The sequence below is a fragment of the Dellaglioa sp. BT-FLS60 genome, assembly GCF_054941065.1.
In genome coordinates this window covers 1-17,986 of the sequence record NZ_JBSOLI010000029.1, presented here as the reverse complement: position 1 = coordinate 17,986, position 17,986 = coordinate 1, and the positions used below count along the sequence as shown (strand labels likewise).

General features: G+C 35.2%; 15 protein-coding genes. 14 read left to right on the top strand and 1 reads right to left on the bottom strand.

Annotated elements, in window-relative coordinates; all coding sequences use genetic code 11:
• Positions 1–201 precede the first annotated feature (201 nt).
• From groES to ACVQ8P_RS02140, 4 genes are all read left to right on the top strand, one after another.
• The gene (gene groES / locus ACVQ8P_RS02155) at positions 202–486 is read left to right on the top strand and encodes a co-chaperone GroES (RefSeq protein ID WP_462297263.1); all 285 of its coding nucleotides are present in this window, start codon (positions 202–204) and stop codon (positions 484–486) included.
• A 36-nt stretch (positions 487–522) separates the two neighbouring features.
• Positions 523–2,148 (top strand): chaperonin GroEL, encoded by a 1,626-nt coding sequence (groL, locus tag ACVQ8P_RS02150; RefSeq protein ID WP_462297262.1) that lies wholly within the window; start codon positions 523–525, stop codon positions 2,146–2,148.
• Positions 2,149–2,397: 249 nt separating this feature from the next.
• Positions 2,398–4,227, top strand: coding sequence for an APC family permease (locus ACVQ8P_RS02145; protein ID WP_462297261.1), 1,830 nt, complete (start codon positions 2,398–2,400; stop codon positions 4,225–4,227).
• A gap of 109 nt (positions 4,228–4,336) precedes the next feature.
• Positions 4,337–5,422, top strand: coding sequence for a glycosyltransferase family 4 protein (locus ACVQ8P_RS02140; RefSeq protein ID WP_462297260.1), 1,086 nt, complete (start codon positions 4,337–4,339; stop codon positions 5,420–5,422).
• A 36-nt stretch (positions 5,423–5,458) separates the two neighbouring features.
• Here the strand turns inward: ACVQ8P_RS02140 and ACVQ8P_RS02135 are convergent, their stop codons facing one another.
• Complete coding sequence (locus tag ACVQ8P_RS02135) at positions 5,459–6,094, bottom strand: YigZ family protein (RefSeq protein WP_462297259.1); 636 nt, start codon at positions 6,092–6,094, stop codon at positions 5,459–5,461.
• A gap of 47 nt (positions 6,095–6,141) precedes the next feature.
• On the opposite strand from ACVQ8P_RS02135, the gene ACVQ8P_RS02130 reads away from it, so the two are divergent.
• From ACVQ8P_RS02130 to ACVQ8P_RS02085, 10 genes are all read left to right on the top strand, one after another.
• On the top strand, positions 6,142–7,470 hold the full coding sequence (locus tag ACVQ8P_RS02130; protein ID WP_462297258.1) for a DEAD/DEAH box helicase: 1,329 nt from the start codon (positions 6,142–6,144) through the stop codon (positions 7,468–7,470).
• Complete coding sequence (locus ACVQ8P_RS02125; protein ID WP_462297257.1) at positions 7,467–8,147, top strand: phosphoribosyltransferase family protein; 681 nt, start codon at positions 7,467–7,469, stop codon at positions 8,145–8,147. The genes ACVQ8P_RS02130 and ACVQ8P_RS02125 overlap by 4 nt, the downstream gene beginning before the upstream one ends.
• Positions 8,148–8,357: 210 nt before the next feature.
• Positions 8,358–8,921: a ribosome hibernation-promoting factor, HPF/YfiA family gene (gene hpf, locus ACVQ8P_RS02120; protein WP_462297256.1), complete on the top strand. Its 564-nt coding sequence runs from the start codon at positions 8,358–8,360 to the stop codon at positions 8,919–8,921.
• Between the two features lie 150 nt (positions 8,922–9,071).
• Positions 9,072–11,435, top strand: coding sequence for a preprotein translocase subunit SecA (secA, locus tag ACVQ8P_RS02115; RefSeq protein ID WP_462297255.1), 2,364 nt, complete (start codon positions 9,072–9,074; stop codon positions 11,433–11,435).
• Between the two features lie 93 nt (positions 11,436–11,528).
• Positions 11,529–12,645 (top strand): peptide chain release factor 2 gene (gene prfB / locus ACVQ8P_RS02110; protein WP_462297254.1). Its coding sequence is split into 2 segments (ribosomal slippage): positions 11,529–11,600 and positions 11,602–12,645, totalling 1,116 coding nucleotides; the frame shifts between segments, so codons are not numbered across the junction.
• Positions 12,646–12,741: 96 nt separating this feature from the next.
• The gene (gene ftsE, locus ACVQ8P_RS02105; protein WP_462297253.1) at positions 12,742–13,437 is read left to right on the top strand and encodes a cell division ATP-binding protein FtsE; all 696 of its coding nucleotides are present in this window, start codon (positions 12,742–12,744) and stop codon (positions 13,435–13,437) included.
• Positions 13,418–14,305 (top strand): permease-like cell division protein FtsX, encoded by an 888-nt coding sequence (gene ftsX, locus ACVQ8P_RS02100; RefSeq protein ID WP_462297252.1) that lies wholly within the window; start codon positions 13,418–13,420, stop codon positions 14,303–14,305. The genes ftsE and ftsX overlap by 20 nt, the downstream gene beginning before the upstream one ends.
• Positions 14,306–14,392: 87 nt before the next feature.
• Positions 14,393–15,574 carry a PDZ domain-containing protein gene (locus tag ACVQ8P_RS02095; RefSeq protein WP_462297251.1) on the top strand — a complete coding sequence of 394 codons (1,182 nt, stop codon included), beginning with the start codon at positions 14,393–14,395 and terminating at the stop codon, positions 15,572–15,574.
• 22 nt (positions 15,575–15,596) lie between these two features.
• Positions 15,597–16,298, top strand: coding sequence for a response regulator transcription factor (locus ACVQ8P_RS02090; protein ID WP_462297250.1), 702 nt, complete (start codon positions 15,597–15,599; stop codon positions 16,296–16,298).
• Positions 16,295–17,632 carry a sensor histidine kinase gene (locus ACVQ8P_RS02085; protein ID WP_462297249.1) on the top strand — a complete coding sequence of 446 codons (1,338 nt, stop codon included), beginning with the start codon at positions 16,295–16,297 and terminating at the stop codon, positions 17,630–17,632. Before ACVQ8P_RS02090 ends, ACVQ8P_RS02085 begins: the two co-directional genes overlap by 4 nt.
• The last annotated feature ends 354 nt before the right edge of the window (positions 17,633–17,986 follow it).

Below are 17,986 nucleotides of genomic sequence, written 5' to 3'. Positions count from 1 at the left end.
TTAGTCGTGCATTATTTTGTCGAACAAATTCGTATGATAAGTATAGCATAATTGGTCGGATAACGAATTTAATTCATATGAAAACTTCTATCAAATAAGAGCTGAAATACTTGCAATTGTCCGTAAAATTGATTATAGTTAATTTTGTGATTAGCACTTAGGAAGATAGAGTGCTAAATAATAGTGTTGGAGGGATAGAACGTGTTAAAACCATTAGCAGATCGAGTTATTTTAGAAGTAACTAAAGAAGAAGAAACAACGGTAGGTGGTATTGTCTTGGCAAGTAATGTACAAGAAAAACCACAAACAGGTAAAGTTATTGCGGTGGGTGATGGCCGTACAATGGATAATGGTGAGAAGATTGCCGTTACTGTCAACGTCGGACAAACCGTTTTATTTGATAAATATGCCGGATCAGAAGTTTCATTTGAAGGTAAAGACTACTTGATTGTGCACGAAAAAGATATCGTCGCAACTGTAGATTAAGTTAAATTTTAAATTTAAAGATGAGGTGGATTAATTATGTCAAAGGAATTAAAATTTTCTGAAGATGCTCGTTCAGCAATGCTTAGAGGTGTTGACCAATTAGCCAATACGGTTAAATCAACTTTAGGACCAAAAGGCCGTAATGTTGTTTTGGAAGAATCATATGGCTCACCAACAATTACAAATGATGGTGTGACAATTGCTCGCGCTATTGAATTAGAAGATCATTTTGAAAATATGGGTGCTAAATTAGTGTCAGAAGTTGCTTCAAAAACCAACGATATTGCTGGGGATGGGACAACAACTGCAACTGTTTTAACACAAGCTATCGTGACTGAAGGTATGAAAAATGTGACGGCTGGTGCTAACCCTGTTGGTATTCGTCGTGGGATTGAAGCTGCTACAAAAGCTGCAGTTGCTGAATTACATGAATTATCACACAAAGTTGAAACAAAAGAAGACATCGCGCAAATCGCTTCTGTTTCTTCAGCTAATGATGAGATTGGTGCTTTGATTGCTGACGCTATGGAAAAAGTCGGTAATGATGGCGTGATTACAATTGAAGAATCAAAAAGTATTGATACCTCATTAGATGTTGTTGAAGGGATGCAATTTGATCGTGGTTACTTGTCACAATACATGGTAACTGATAACGATAAAATGGAAGCTAACTTAGAAACACCATATATCTTGGTGACTGATAAGAAAATTTCTAACATTCAAGAAGTATTACCTTTATTACAATCTATTGTTGAACAAGGTCGTCCATTATTAATCATTGCTGATGATGTTGATGGCGAAGCTTTACCAACCTTAGTCTTGAATAAAATTCGTGGGACATTCAACGTTGTTGCTGTTAAGGCACCTGGATTTGGTGATCGTCGTAAAGCAATGCTTGAAGATATCGCTATTGTAACGGGTGCTACAGTGATTACTGATGAACTTGGCTTACAATTGAAAGATACAACCATTGAACAATTAGGTTCAGCTGGTAAAGTCAATATCACAAAAGAAAACACAGTGATTGTTGAAGGTTCTGGTGATAAAGCTAAAATTACAGAACGTGTTGGTTTGATTAAAAAACAAATCGATGAAACAACTTCTGAATTTGATCGCGAAAAATTACAAGAACGTTTGGCTAAATTATCTGGTGGGGTTGCTGTCATCAAAGTCGGTGCTGCAACTGAAACAGAATTAAAAGAACGTAAATACCGCATTGAAGATGCTTTGAATGCCACACGTGCCGCAGTTGAAGAAGGTTTCGTTGCCGGTGGTGGGACAGCATTCGTTAACGTTATTGGAAAAGTTGCTGCACTCGAAGCAACTGGTGATGAATTAACGGGTATCAAGATTGTGCAACGTGCTTTGGAAGAACCTGTACGTCAAATCGCTAAAAATGCGGGTCTTGAAGGTTCCGTTATTGTTGAAAAATTAAAATCAGAAAAAATAGGTATTGGTTTCAATGCCGCAACTAATGAATGGCAAGATATGATTGAAGCTGGAATTGTTGATCCAACTAAAGTGACTCGTTCAGCATTGCAAAATGCAGCCAGTGTTTCTGCTTTATTGTTAACAACTGAAGCAGTTGTTGCCGACAAACCGGAACCAGAATCTGCAGCTGACCCACAACAAATGCCTGGTGGCATGGGCGGTATGATGTAACCCAAGTTTCATAAAATAATAAAATTTAAAGAGTTATCACTCTGCGCTAATTGCGAGTGGTAACTCTTTTTTTGTGGGGAATAAAGTTCATTTATGGTGTTGTATATTTAAATATAAACGGGTAAAATAGAGTGAATTCGGTGGATAGGAATTAGTGAATAAAATAACTATTCGGTAAGATGAACGTACCGTCAGGGCAACGTTTATGAATAATTTTTTTAAATTTAGAACATAAGGGGTAAAGATGAAATGTGGCGTTATTTAAAGAGATTGTTAATTGGGAAACCATTGAAATCTTCTGAAGAGGGAAATCAGCAATTATCAAAGTTTAAGGCATTAGCTCTTTTATCATCAGATGCATTGTCATCTGTGGCGTACGGGACTGAACAAATTGTGACCGTTTTGGTTGGCTTTTCTGCGATGGCAATTTGGTACTCATTACCGATTGCGTTATTAGTTTTAATTTTATTGGCATCAATTACCATTTCTTACCGTCAAATTATCCATGCTTATCCTAAAGGTGGGGGCGCTTATGTCGTCTCAAGCAAAAATTTAGGTAAAAAAGCAGGTTTAATTTCCGGTGGCTCACTTTTAATTGATTATATGCTAACTGTTGCGGTTAGTGTATCCGCAGGGACTGAAGCGCTAATTTCTGCGGTGCCATCATTGTATGGGCATCAAGTGGTTATTTCAGTGATTATTATTATTTTAGTTATGGCAATGAATTTACGTGGGTTACGTGAATCTGCTTCATTCTTAACGGTACCTGTTTATCTGTTCGTTGTGATGATTATTTTAATGTTACTTGTTGGTGGTTATAATATTATGACTGGTCAAGTGCCTTATCATGCAACAGCTGCTGTTGGGACTGCCGTTCCTGGTATCACAATGGCCTTACTTTTAAAAGCATTCTCATCAGGGTCATCTTCATTAACTGGTGTCGAAGCGATTAGTAATGCAGTGCCTTTCTTCAAAAAACCACATGCTAAAAATGCAGCGGCTACTTTAACCATTATGGCAACTCTTTTAGCTGTCTTCTTTGGTGGTATTACACTATTAAACTACTGGTATGGGATTGTACCTACTGAAAAAGTAACGGTTCTTTCTCAAATTGCACAGACAACATTTGGACAAGGTATTTTATATTATATTTTCCAATTTTCAACCGTGTTAATTTTGGTATTAGCTGCGAATACTGGATTCTCAGCTTTCCCAATTTTGGCCTTTAATTTAGCTAAAGATAAATTTATGCCCCATTTATATATGGATAAAGGTGATCGTTTAGGTTACTCTAACGGAATTATCACGTTGGCAGCTGGTTCAATTATTTTAACGTTCATTTTTAATGGGTCAACAGCCTTATTAATTCCGTTATATGCGGTGGGTGTGTTTATTCCATTTACGTTGTCTCAAACAGGGATGATTGTAAAATGGTATCATGAACGTCCAAAAGGCTGGTTGATGAAGGCCTTCTATAACTTCTTAGGTGCTTTTATTTCACTAAGTATTTTATTGATTCTCTTTAGATACCGTCTATCAACTGTATGGCCATTCTTTGTGATTATGCCAGTTATGTACGGGATATTCTATAAAATTAATGATCATTATAATAAAGTTGCCGAACAATTACGATTGACAGAGGAAGCAGAAATTCACGATTACGATGGTTCTACGGTTATTGTGTTAGTAAGTTCTGTGACCCATGTGACAACTGGTGCCATCAATTATGCGCGTTCGATTGGTGACTATGTGATTGCAATGCATGTGTCTTTCGATACAAATCCTGAAAAAGAACATGAAACGGAACGTGAATTTAAAGAGCGTTTCCCTGGTGTCCGTTTTGTTGATTTGCATTCGTCATACCGATCAATTGCGTCACCCGTTGTGAAATTTACAGATGTGATTGCTAAGAATGCTGCTGCTCGTAATTTTACGACAACAGTTTTAGTGCCACAATTTGTACCAAGAAAACCATGGCAAAATATTTTGCATAACCAAACAAGTTTAAGATTAAGATCAGTTTTAAACTCTCGTGAAAATATTATTGTTGCAACATTTAACTATCATTTGAAAAAATAATGACTAAAAAACATCAATTAATTTTAATTGATGTTTTTTTGAATTTATTTAACAACGTGGTATAGTTATAAAGATATTACTAGACAATACTATAAGGAGAGATACTATCATGTTTCCAATTATCGTAGCATTTTTCGCAACAGCGCTTATCTCCGCGTTGTTAACGCCAGTGGTTAGATTTTTTTCACTTAAAATTGGGGCAGTTGATGTTCCCAATAAGCGACGAGTAAATAAAGTTGCAATGCCCACAATGGGTGGTTTAGCTATTTTTATCGCCTTTAGTTTTACGAACTTTTTTGTTTTACGAAATCAATATCCCATTAAAATGTTAGTGACGTTATTTATTGCTGAATTGGTAATTATTGTCACAGGGGTCTTAGATGATAAATTTGAATTAAATCCACGTCAAAAGATGTTTGGTATTACAGTTGCCGCCTTGATTGTGTATTTTTTCTCAAATATGCGAATGACAACATTGACGATTCCTTATTTTGGGATTGTTAATCTGGGGTGGTTGAGTTTGCCTATTACGGTTATTTGGATTTTGGCTATTACAAATGCAATTAATTTAATTGATGGGTTAGATGGACTGGCCACAGGGGTTTCAATTATAGCCTTATTTACAAGTGGGTTAGTGGGCTATTTCTTTTTAGTTAATACAAATAGTTACATTGCTATCATGATGTTTACGTTGGTTGCCGCTTTGATTGGATTTTTACCGTATAATTTTTTCCCGGCTAGAATCTATTTAGGGGATACGGGTGCGTTATTTATTGGATTTATGATATCAGTTTTTTCATTATCTGGGTTAAAAAATGCTACTTTCATCTCAATTATTGTCCCGGTCCTGATACTAGGGGTTCCCATTACAGATACAGTTTACGCCATGTTACGTCGGATTTTAAATAAAAAACCAATTTCTCAAGCAGATAAACATCATTTACATCATCGCTTGATGCAAATGGGATTAACGCATCGTCAGACGGTGTTGGTTATTTATGGGCTTGCGTTAATTTTTTCGTTTATCTCATTACTTTACCCCATTTCATCAATTTGGGGGTCAATATTAATGTCAATTGCGACCTTAATTGGATTGGAGCTATTCGTCGAATCTATTGGATTAGTTGGTTCCAAACGAAAGCCGTTATTAAATTGGATTAAAAAAATTGTTAAAACAATGACTTCAAAAAAATAACTAGTAAAAAGGATGTCCAATTAGGGGCATCCTTTTTTAGTTGGCTGGAATTTCATGGTATAAATCTTGACCTAATTTAAAGGTAATCTGATTACTGAGTAGGTTAATTAGTTGGTCTTGTAGAGTGTTCAGCGCCTTTTTATCGACTGCTAAAGTAAATTCAACAGTTTCAAGATAAGTACTTTGTTGAATGATAATGTTATTTTTCTCAAGATAGTTTTCAAATTTTCCAACATTAGAGTAAGCAATTTGACAAAGGAGTTCCGTTTGTAAAACACGTTTAACGATGCCAATTTGTTCAATTGCTTGTGAAGTAGCATTACTGTAAGCCCGAATTAAGCCACCAGCACCTAATTTTATCCCACCAAATTTCCGACTGACAACGATACAGGTATTTTTAAGATGATTGGTCTTAATAACTTCTAGAATTGGTGTTCCGGCTGTTCCAGAGGGCTCGCCGTCATCACTTTGACGTTGAATTTCGGACTCAAGGCCAAAAGTGTACGCAAAACAGTGATGTCTGGCCTTAGGTTCTAATTTCTTAACTGATTCAATGAAAGCCACGGCTTCATTTTCAGTTGTAATTCTGGTAATCCGACAAATAAAAGCAGATTTTTTTTCAATTAATGTGGCTGAACCAGATTCTTTGATGGTTAAATAATTTTTTGACATTATTATGATTCCTTTGCGTATTTAAATTTGTGAAGGGATTGAAGCGCATGTTAATGGCAGATTTTTATGGTCGCCTAGTCACCAATTCGGAAATTGACGATGACAGCAATTTAGAAGGAATAACAGCATATCCAGGCATTTTCACTGAGAATAACCAAATAATTTGTCAAAGATGCCACTCAAAACTGAATTTGGTGACAGATCGATTACAAGGTGATCAGTATTATTGTCCCTATTGTCTGATATTAGGTCGTATCTCAACGGCAACGACACTTTATACTATACCTGAACCTAACTTGTTTTCAACTCATAAGAAACGACCCTTGACGTGGAAAGGGCAATTAACGGCTAGCCAAGAAATTTGTGCTAACGAAGTGAAACAAGTTTTTGAAAACCCAGGGGCACGACATTTACTATGGGCAGTGACGGGTGCTGGTAAAACGGAAATGTTGTTTCCGGGTATCGAGGCTGCGTTAATGAATAATAAGCGTGTTTGTCTGGCATCACCACGTGTTGACGTGTGTATTGAGCTATTCCCGCGCTTACAAGCTGCATTTAAAGATATTGCTATTTGTTTATTACACGGGAAATCAACGGAGCCTTACCATTATACGCAGCTTGTCATTTGTACAACACACCAATTATTACGATTCCATAAGGCGTTTGATGTCATGATAGTTGATGAAGTAGATGCGTTTCCTTATGCACAAAATGACTTATTATTACGGGCAACGAAACAAGCCACTAAACTAAAAGGCGCAAGTTTATTTTTAACCGCAACGCCCAGTGAGTCACTCTTGAAAGAAGTTCGGTTAAAACAATTAACCGTGAGTTATTTACCCATGCGATTCCATGGGCACTTATTACCTGAAATTAAAATAAAGTTTGAAAAATCATGGAAAAAGCAACTTAAAAAGGGGCGTTTGCCAAGAAAACTGACAGTTAAAATGACGCAATGGATGCAGCGAGATGATCCGTTTCTCATTTTTGTGCCAAAAATTTGGCTGTTGGAACCCGTTTTTGATGCATTTAAAAAGAAGTTTCCTAATTTAAAAGGGGCAACGGTTTATTCTGAAGATCCAGATAGACTAGAAAAAGTTAAGGCCATCAGATCAGGCGAGTTACGGTATTTAATTACAACAACAATCTTGGAGCGGGGTGTGACCTTTGCTAACTTGGATGTATTTGTGTTAGGTGCTGATGACAAAACCTTTTCAACAGCAGCGTTAGTTCAGATAGCAGGTAGGGTTGGACGCAATGGTAATCGACCGTTTGGCGATGTTATTTTTTTATGTTGCCATTACACAGTCACGATTAAGAAAGCAGTTGGACAAATAAAAACGATGAATGGGAAAGCTAGGAAATTAAATAGATGAAAAACTGTAAAATCTGTCAAAATGTGTTCAGTCAGAAATTAACGTTAGCCTTTCTTGTGTCACTGAAACCTTATGAAAAGCAATTAATTTGTAGTGAATGCCAGACACGATTACAGTTAATTGATGGCAAAACGGCTTGTAAAGGGTGTGGCCGAGAGCAAACCACATCAGAACTTTGTGTGGATTGTAAAAAATGGCAACTTATTTATCCTGGTTTGAAATTTCAAAATCAAGCTTTATATGTTTACAATGATTTCATGAAGGCATTTATGCAAAATTATAAATTTAATGGTGATTATCGTCTCAGGACTGTTTTTCAAACCGCATTGAAAAAGAAATTAGCAACCATTGATTTTGATTATCTTATTGTGATACCAGTGGATTCTGGCACATTAAATAAGCGGGGATTTAATCAGGTTTGCGGGCTGTTAGCTATTGAGCATAGTCACTTTTTGGAACGAAATGATACGGTAAAAGAAAGACAGTCACATAAAAATAGAAAGCAACGGCTTGAATTAGTACAGCCTTTTGCGCTTAGTTCAAATTGTCCAGATTTGTCAGATAAAGTTGTATTGGTAGTTGATGACATTTATACGACCGGTCGAACGTTATTTTATGCAATTGCCTTGTTGGCGCCAAATGCTAAATGCGTTAAAAGTCTGACACTTGCAAGATAGAAGGTAACGCTTTATTTAAAATTAATTATGATAAAAATATGAAAAAGCTAAATGAAAGCTGTTAACGATTACAATGGCGTATTAAGTAGATTTATTGAGGAATATTATTTGTATATTTAGTCATATTCGCTTATAATTAGATTAAGCGGTAAGGGTCATAAATTTAAGTAAAATTTTAGATCTTGCTATAGATTGAAGGGAGAGTTTATTATGTTAAAATACAATATTCGCGGTGAAAATGTTGAAGTTACAGATGTTACTAGAGATTACGTTGAAAAGAAATTATTTAAATTAGAAAAATATTTTACTGATACATCTAATTCAACGGCACATGTCAATTTAAAAGTCTATTCAGACAAATCAGCCAAAGTGGAAGTCACTGTACCAATGCCTTCTCTCGTCCTTCGAGCTGAAGAAACATCACAAGATTTATTATCAAGTGTTGATCTTGTGACTGATAAACTAGAACGTCAAATTCGTAAATATAAAACTAAAATTGATCGTCAATCAAGAGGCAAAGGGATTAAAGATATTGAAATTCGTAATGAAATTTCTGATGAAGAATCTGACTCTAATGACGACGAAGTAAGCATGTTTGATGTTGTTCGTACAAAACATGTTTCTTTGAAACCAATGAGTAGTGAAGAAGCTATTTTACAAATGGATATGTTGAGCCATAATTTCTTTATTTATGAAGATGCTGACACAGAAGGTACTAATATTGTTTACAAACGAAAAGATGGTCGCTACGGTTTAATTGAAGCGGAAGATTAAGATTTTTAAGGAAAGCCTTTTGGGTAGTTCGCCTGCTCAGGGCTTTTTTGTGATTTTTGGTTTAAAATTTGTTGATTTAGTGATATTATGAAAAATAATATTATAATTAAAAATAATTTAACAAATGTGTTCGTATAAGGGGAAAGCTAAATGGCAAATGTATTAAGACAATGGGTTGAAAGTGATACCCGCGAATTACGTAAACTGGGTAAAATAGCCGATACTATTGAAAATATGGCCGATGAAATGGCCGCATTATCTGATGATGAACTGAAAGCTAAAACACCTGCTTTTAAAGCAAGATATAAAGAAGGAGAAACACTTGATGACCTTTTGCCTGAAGCATTTGCAGTTGTACGTGAAGCTGCAAAACGTGTATTAGGCTTATATCCATTCCGTGTTCAAATGATTGGTGGAATGGTTTTAAATGATGGTAATATTGCAGAAATGAAAACTGGTGAAGGTAAAACTTTGACAGCTACTATGCCTGTGTATTTAAATGCAATTTCTGGCTTGGGCGTTCATGTTGTTACTGTTAATGAGTACTTATCAAGTCGTGATGCAACCGAGATGGGTGAATTATACTCATGGTTGGATTTAACTGTTGGGTTGAATATTAACTCAAAAACAGCTGAAGAAAAACGTGAAGCTTATGCTGCTGATATCACTTATTCAACAAATAGTGAATTAGGTTTCGATTATTTGCGTGATAACATGGTTGTTTACCGTGAAGATATGGTACAACGACCTTTGAACTACGTTATTGTCGATGAAGTTGATTCAATTTTGATTGATGAAGCTAGAACACCCTTGATTATTTCTGGTCAAGCTGAAAAAACAACGGCTATGTATGTTCGTGCCGATCGTTTTGCTAAAACATTGACTGAAGAAGAGGATTACAAAATTGATCTTGAATCAAAATCAATTTCTTTAACCGAAGAAGGTATTCGTAAAGGTGAAAAATATTTTGGTTTAGATAATTTATTTGATACAGATAACACCATTTTGACTCACCATTTGGATAATGCATTACGCGCTAACTTTGTAATGTTGCGTGATAAAGATTATGTTGTGCAAGATAATGAAGTTATGATTGTTGATCAATTTACGGGTCGTATTATGGAAGGCCGTCGTTATTCTGATGGTGTTCATCAAGCAATTGAAGCGAAAGAACATGTTGAAATTGAAGATGAAACAAAAACAATGGCTAACATTACGTATCAAAATTTCTTTAGAATGTACAAGAAATTGTCTGGTATGACAGGTACTGCTAAAACTGAAGAAGAAGAATTCCGTGAAATTTACAATATGGAAGTTGTTCAAATTCCAACGAATAAACCAATTATTCGTGATGATAAAGCAGATTTATTGTACCCATCATTGAAAAGTAAATTTAAAGCCGTTATCGCTGATATTAAGACGCGTCATGAAGCGGGACAACCAATGTTAATTGGGACGGTTGCGGTTGAAACATCAGAATTATTAGCACAGCTGTTAGATGAAGCTGAAATTCCACATGCTGTTTTAAATGCCAAAAACCATGAACGTGAAGCTGAGATTATTTTGAATGCCGGACAACGTGGGGCTGTTACAATTGCGACAAATATGGCTGGACGTGGGACTGATATTAAATTAGGACCTGGCGTTAAAGAAATTGGTGGGTTGGCTGTTATTGGGACAGAACGTCATGAATCTCGTCGTATTGATAATCAACTTCGTGGCCGTGCTGGCCGTCAAGGGGATGATGGGATGACACAATTCTATCTTTCTTTGGAAGATGATTTAATGTTACGATTTGGTTCAGAACGTATCAAGAATTTCTTGGAACGTATGAATATTACTGAAGATGATGCTGTTATCCAAAGTCGTATGATTACGAAACAAGTTGAATCTGCTCAAAAACGTGTTGAAGGTAATAACTACGATACACGTAAAAATGTTTTACAATATGATGATGTTATGCGTGAACAACGTGAGGTTATTTATAGCCAGAGACAACAAGTCATCATGGAAGAAAAAACATTGAAGCCTGTTATTATGCCTATGATTCAACGAACGATTAATCATATTGTTCAAATGCATACACAAGGTGACCAAGCCGAATGGAACTTACAAGCTATTATAGATTTTGCGGTATCTTCAATGGTTAATGAAGATAGTATTTCATTGGCAGATTTAGAAAGTAAGGATGCTAAAGAAATTGAAACCTACTTAGTAGGCCGTGCTGAGAAGAATTATGAGATGAAAGAAGATCAATTAGTCGATGCAGCTCAAATGCTTGAATTTGAAAAAGTCGTTGTGTTACGTGTCGTTGATGATAAATGGACAGCTCATATTGATGCAATGGATCAACTTCGCCAGTCAATTGGACTACGTGGTTACGGACAATTGAACCCACTAGTTGAATACCAATCAGATGGTTTCAGAATGTTTGAAGAAGTCGTTGGTACAATTGAATTTGAAGTGACGCGTTTATTCATGAAAGCTGAAATCAGACAAAATATTAAACGTTAATCAAAAGGTAACAAGAGAATGTTAATAAAGAGTCACTTCCGAATTCGATAGAGTTTGAAGGTGACTCTTTTTAGTAGATTAAGGAGAATATTAATGGAATTAAGCGATTATAGAAAACAAATTAATGATATGGATCAACAAATAACTAACTTCAGGGGGTCTCTTTGACTTAGAGACACTGAATGAACGAATTTCTGAAAATGAAGAACGAATGGCTAATCCTGATTTTTGGAATCATCAAGAAGAAGCACAAAAAATGATTGATGAAACTAATCAATTGAAAGGTAAATATGATTCGTTCCATGATTTGGAGAGTAAGGTCTCAGAATTACAAGTCATGCTTGAATTATTACAAGAAGAAAATGATGAAGAAATGCTTGCCGAATTTAATGAGTTATTTAGCGCAACGCAAAAGGCACTTGATAAATATCAGTTACGTTTATTATTGAATGAGCCATACGATAGCCGTAATGCTATTTTAGAAATCCATCCAGGTGCTGGTGGGACAGAATCTCAAGACTGGGGATTGATGTTACTCAGAATGTATACGAGATGGGCTGAAAAAATTGGTCTAACCGTTGAAACGGTCGATTATCAATCTGGGGATGAGGCTGGCTTGAAGAGTGTGACACTCCTTATTAAAGGGGTAAATGCATATGGTTATCTTAAAAGTGAAAAAGGGGTCCATCGATTAGTGCGTATTTCACCATTTGATGCTGCTGGACGCCGTCATACGTCATTTGCATCTGTTGATGTGATGCCAGAATTGGACGATTCTGTTGAAATCGAATTGAATCAAGATGATATTCGTATGGAAGTTTTCAGATCATCCGGTGCTGGTGGACAACATATTAATAAAACGTCTTCAGCCGTGAGATTGATTCATATTCCAACGGGGATTGTAACATCGAGTCAAGCACAACGGTCACAATTTCAAAATAGGGCTACAGCTGAAAGTATGATGAAATCTAAGTTGTATCAACTTGAAATGGAAGAAAAAGAAAAAGAACGTGCGGCAATTCAGGGTGAACAGATGGATATCGGATGGGGCTCACAAATTCGATCATACGTGTTCCATCCTTATTCTATGGTTAAAGATCACCGTTCAGAGTTTGAAACTGGAAATGTTCAAGCAGTTATGGATGGCGATTTAGATGGGTTTATTAACGCTTATTTACAATGGAAACTAAAAAATGAAAATCCAAGTTAATAAATGAAATTTAATTGTAAGACTATTGCAATGTATGAAAAGATAATCATGTTATAATGAAAGCATTCTGAAAAGAAACATAGGAGGATTCACCGATTGATAGAATTTAAAAATGTATTTAAACAATATTCCGATGATATTATCGCAAGCAATGATATCAATATTCGAATTGACCAAGGCGAATTTGTCTATGTCGTTGGCCCTAGTGGGGCTGGTAAGTCGACATTTATCAAAATGATGTATCATGAAGAAAAAGCAACGTCTGGTGAAATTACAGTAAATGAATTCCATTTAGAAACAATGAAACCAAAAGAAGTGCCATTTTTACGGAGAGATTTAGGAATTGTTTTCCAAGATTTCAAGTTATTACCTCGATTAACCATTTTTGAGAACATTGCCTATGCTTTAGAAGTGATTGAAAAAGAACCAACAGAAATTAAAGAACGTGTTGATTATGTATTGGAACTTGTTGACTTATCTGACAAAGCAGATAAATTTCCCGAAGAATTGTCTGGTGGGGAACAACAAAGAATTGCGATTGCACGTGCAGTTGCAAATAAGCCGGAAGTTTTAATCGCTGATGAACCAACGGGGAATTTAGATCCTGAAACGTCAGATGATATTATGGCAATTTTAGAAAAAGTTAACGCACAAGGAACAACTGTTATCATGGCAACTCATAATAGTATTATTGTGAACAAATATCCACATCGTTTGTTGGCTATCGAAGATGGCCGTATTGCCCGAGATGAAGAAGGAGGAAAATACGGTTATGAAAATGAGAACAATTAAGCGTCATTTAAGTGAAAGTGTGAAGAGTTTACGTCGTAACGGATGGATGTCTGTTGCTGCTATTAGTGCGGTTACCGTGACATTGATTTTGGTTGGTGTGTTACTTTCAATTTTAATGAACGTGAACAAATTAGCATCTGATGTTGAAAATGATGTTCAGGTCCGCGTGTTCGTTGAACGTAAAACAACGAAAAATGAACAGGCTGCATTGAAAAAGAAACTTGAAAGCTATTCTGAAGTCAAAAAAGTGACGTTCTCAAGTAAAAAAGAACAATTGAAACAGGTAGTCGGTAGTTATGGTAGTGAATTTAAATTATTTGGTGGGGATGACAATCCTCTGTATGATACATTTGATGTTCAAACAAGTCAGCCAAAGCAAACTGAAACGATTGCAAAACGTGCTAAAACTTTAGATTACGTTAATGATGCTAGTTTTGGTGGAACATCTGCTAAAAAACTATTTAAAGTAGTTGGTAGTATTCAAAAATGGGGTATGATTATTAGTGCATTACTTCTTTTCGTTGCGGTATTCTTGATTTCTAATACAATCAGAATCACAATTTTATCTCGTAGAAATGAAATTGGAATTATGCGATTAGTTGGTGCAACGAATGGATTTATTAGATGGCCATTCTTACTTGAAGGTGCATGGACTGGTCTTTTAGGAGCAATTATGCCAATTATCTTAGTTGATTTTGGGTACATTTGGATTTACAACGGATTACAAGCTTCGTTGGCATCAACCAGTTATCGATTATTAACGCCGGGAACTTTCTTGGCAGAAATTGATATTTTATTAGTGTCAATTGGTATTATTATTGGTGCATTAGGATCATTTGTTTCAATGCGTCGATTCTTGAAAATTTAATTAAAATTTTGAAGGACTGAGATCTGCTGAAAGCAGAAAGCAGTCCTTTTTTGCTATTTTGATTATCTTTTTGAATCGTAATAAAGCATGATATACTATAATTACTATATCTTAAAGAAAATGGGTGGATTCATGGCAGCACTTAAAATAGTAGGGGCCTTTTTCATGCAACCAACGGCCTGGTTAACAATTGTATTAATCTACATTGTTTACATACAAAGAATAAAAAAAGAGAGACAGACATTTAGAACAGCGGTTGATAGCGATTTTTATGAGGGACGTCATGCCATCAAAGTAGGACTGCTTTTTGGAGTAGTAGGCTCAATAATACTATTTGGCTTAGGCGTCATGGTACCCATTAATTGGGTAATTATCTATGCCATTCTAATGGTTTTTGGACTTTTATGGTATCCGCTAGTTGATACTATTTTCCCACTATTTCTAATATCTGGACTAATATACAGTGCCACTAAACTGCAACCGATTGATTTCATAATAGTTGGGCGTGAGAAATTTCGGCCAGAGTTTTTAACGGGAATCCTTATGTTGGGCACGCTAATGTCGTTTATTACTGGAGCTGCGCTTTATTTATTCAGAAATAGACAATTGTCGCCCAATACGCAAGTTGGGAAACGAGGTCGAAATATATCGTCGTTTAAAATGAAAGAGTTGTATCTTGTACCACTTGTTGTTTTGATACCGGGGAACCAATTCCATAGTGCTCTTTCTTGGTGGCCTATAATCCATATCGCAGGTACGGATTATGGTGTGATGATATTGCCATTAATTATTGGATTATCGTTGCAAGTGTATAAAGAATTGCCAAAAATAGCCCTTAATTTGATAAAAAAGCAATACTTATATTTATCACTTTTGGGCGTTTGTTTAACGATAGTATCGGTATTTTCACCAATTATTGGGGAAATCGGGTTAATCGTTTTATTGATTACATATCTTGTTAGTCGCTACATGGTTAAACGTCATGATAATCAACAAGAAAAATGGTTTGTGGAATCTGGTGAGGGTATTTTAATTGTAGGAGTGCGACCTAATACCCCAGCAGCTAAAATGGATGTTGACGTGGGCGATGTCGTCATTCAATGTAATGGGATTGATGTTAAAACTGAAGACGATTTGTATAATGCCTTAGAAAGTAGTCCAACATATTGTCGATTAAAAATTAAAACGTTTAGTGGGGATACAAAAATAACAGAGAGTGCTATTTTTTCAGATTCACCATATGAAATAGGGTTGGTCTTAATTAAATAATGCTAAGCGGGGGAAATAAATAATGAAAAAGATTTTAGTTGTGGATGATGAACCAGCAATTGTTACATTGTTAACGTACAATTTAGAAAATGTAAATTATGAAGTCCAAGTGGCGACAGATGGGCCAAGTGCGTTTAAAAAGGCAACAGAACGAAATTTTGATTTTATTATTTTGGATTTAATGTTACCAGGTTACGATGGTATTGAGGTGACTAAAAAGTTAAGACAAGAAAAAGTAAAGACACCAATAATTATTCTGACGGCTAAAGATGATGAATTGAATAAAATCATTGGTTTAGAAATTGGTGCAGATGATTATATGACCAAACCGTTCAGTCCAAGAGAGGTAGTGGCAAGAATTAAAGCTATTTTGAGACGTACCGAACAAGAATCATCAGGAAGTGAACAGGATGTTAATGAAATTAAAGAATTTAAAGATTTCAAAGTTGATTTATCTAATTATTCAGTTTACAAAAATGATGAAAAAGTAGCATTGACGCCAAAAGAATTTGAACTTTTGGTGTATTTTGTTAAACGAACAGGACGTGTCTTGAGTCGTGAAAAATTATTAAGTGGTGTCTGGGGATATGATTATGAAGGACAAACGAGGATGATTGATATGCATGTCAGTCATTTGCGTGAAAAATTGGAAGTGGATGCAAAAAAACCAGCATATTTAAAAACGGTTCGCGGATTTGGATATAAATTTGAGGGAAACAAATGAATCGAAAAATGAAAAGTATAATGGCAATCTTAATAGTAGTGATGAATGCAATATTTGGTATGACACTACTATGGTGTACAACGGGGCACTTTTTCAATAAAACAGGGGTCAGCGGGGTAGTTGTCTTGAGCCTTGTTGAGATGTTCATAGCTTATAAAATAGTATCAAAATTAAAAGCTGAATCAAGATTAATGGCTAGTAGACTAGATAGTTTAGTAAATCAAGGAACCTCTTTTCACGTATTATTGGATTCAGATAGTCCGAATTTTGAACTATCAAAAGCGGTTAATCGCGTTGAAAGTTATCAAAAGGAAAGAAATGTCCGTTACCAAATTCAAAATAAAAATTATTTGCATTTAATTGAACATTTAACAGTTGGAATTATGCAAATTGATCATAAGAGACAAGTTTTAATGGCAAACAAGACAATGGATACCTTTTTGGGACATCATGTTCGTGATCAGCGACATTCATATATTGATGATATTAAAACATATCAATTAAGTCGATTAGTTGAAAAGACAATCAAATCGAGGGAAAAACAACGGGGCGAAATCGAGATTGAAAATACCAATAGGGTAGTAGATGTTACAGTTGTATACGTTGAAAATGAAAATTTAGAATTTCAAGTGATTGTTATTTTGTATGATATAACAGAGTTGAAGCAGCTTGAAAGAATGCAAAACGAGTTTGTTGGTAATGTTAGTCATGAATTAAAAACACCAGTTACTGCAATAAAAGGTTTCACGGAAACGCTGTTAGCAGGACCTGTGGATCCTGAAACAGCTAATAAATTTTTGACTATTATTTATGATGAAAGTGAAAAGTTAGAAGCGTTGATTCAAGAAATATTGAAATTGGCAAAAGGCAAAAAAAAGGAAGAAGCTATTTCATCTTTCGATTTAGGAGCCGTAATAGATCATGAGTTAGAGTTATTGAGTAACAAAATTAAAAATAAAAATTTAACAGTAGAGAAAAAGATGGAGAAAGATCTTTTTATTGAGTTTGATAAAAGTAAAATAGTAACTATTATAGAAAACTTGTTACAAAATGCTGTTAAATATAATTTAGATAAAGGTTTTGTAGTAATTCAAGCAGGTATAAGAGAGTCAAAAATTTTTATTTCAGTGTCAGATACAGGTATTGGTATTTCAAATGAAGATAAAAAGAGAATATTTGAACGTTTCTACAGGGTTGACCCATCTAGAAATAAACAAATAGAGGGTAATGGTCTTGGCCTTGCTATTGTGCAGGAATTGGTGACATCGATTGGTGGCAAAATTAATGTTGAGGATGTAAAAGGTGGCGGGACTCAAATTACTGTTTATTTGTAAATTTAAAGGATATTTAAAAATAAGCTTGACCAGGAAAAAGAAAGCTGATATATTAAATAAGTGCTGTTAAGGCGACAATGAATATTATAAATAAAGTATTGACATGAGATATACCAGATGGTATATTAATAAAGCTGATTGATACGGCGAGACAAAATGAATATTTATTCAAAATAAATCTTGACAAATCATGACGTGGTTGATATGATGTAAAAGTTGTCAAAAGCAACCAAGTAGATCTTTGAAAACTGAACAAATTTTCGACAAATCAAATGTGTAGGGTCTCTTAACTAAGAGTTAAGAGCAAACATTTGCGAAGTCAATTCGCTAGTTTTAAAAAGCAACAAAACAATA

What these genes read in the sequence shown, in the direction of transcription:
- groL (WP_462297262.1), top strand. Translation starts at nt 523, where the DNA reads ATGTCAAAGGAATTAAAATTTTCTGAAGATGCTCGTTCAGCAATGCTT.
- ACVQ8P_RS02145 (WP_462297261.1), top strand. Translation starts at nt 2,398, where the DNA reads ATGTGGCGTTATTTAAAGAGATTGTTAATTGGGAAACCATTGAAATCT.
- ACVQ8P_RS02140 (WP_462297260.1), top strand. Translation starts at nt 4,337, where the DNA reads ATGTTTCCAATTATCGTAGCATTTTTCGCAACAGCGCTTATCTCCGCG.
- ACVQ8P_RS02135 (WP_462297259.1), bottom strand. Translation starts at nt 6,094, where the DNA reads ATGTCAAAAAATTATTTAACCATCAAAGAATCTGGTTCAGCCACATTA.
- ACVQ8P_RS02130 (WP_462297258.1), top strand. Translation starts at nt 6,142, where the DNA reads ATGTTAATGGCAGATTTTTATGGTCGCCTAGTCACCAATTCGGAAATT.
- ACVQ8P_RS02125 (WP_462297257.1), top strand. Translation starts at nt 7,467, where the DNA reads ATGAAAAACTGTAAAATCTGTCAAAATGTGTTCAGTCAGAAATTAACG.
- hpf (WP_462297256.1), top strand. Translation starts at nt 8,358, where the DNA reads ATGTTAAAATACAATATTCGCGGTGAAAATGTTGAAGTTACAGATGTT.
- secA (WP_462297255.1), top strand. Translation starts at nt 9,072, where the DNA reads ATGGCAAATGTATTAAGACAATGGGTTGAAAGTGATACCCGCGAATTA.
- ftsX (WP_462297252.1), top strand. Translation starts at nt 13,418, where the DNA reads ATGAAAATGAGAACAATTAAGCGTCATTTAAGTGAAAGTGTGAAGAGT.
- ACVQ8P_RS02095 (WP_462297251.1), top strand. Translation starts at nt 14,393, where the DNA reads ATGATATACTATAATTACTATATCTTAAAGAAAATGGGTGGATTCATG.
- ACVQ8P_RS02090 (WP_462297250.1), top strand. Translation starts at nt 15,597, where the DNA reads ATGAAAAAGATTTTAGTTGTGGATGATGAACCAGCAATTGTTACATTG.
- ACVQ8P_RS02085 (WP_462297249.1), top strand. Translation starts at nt 16,295, where the DNA reads ATGAATCGAAAAATGAAAAGTATAATGGCAATCTTAATAGTAGTGATG.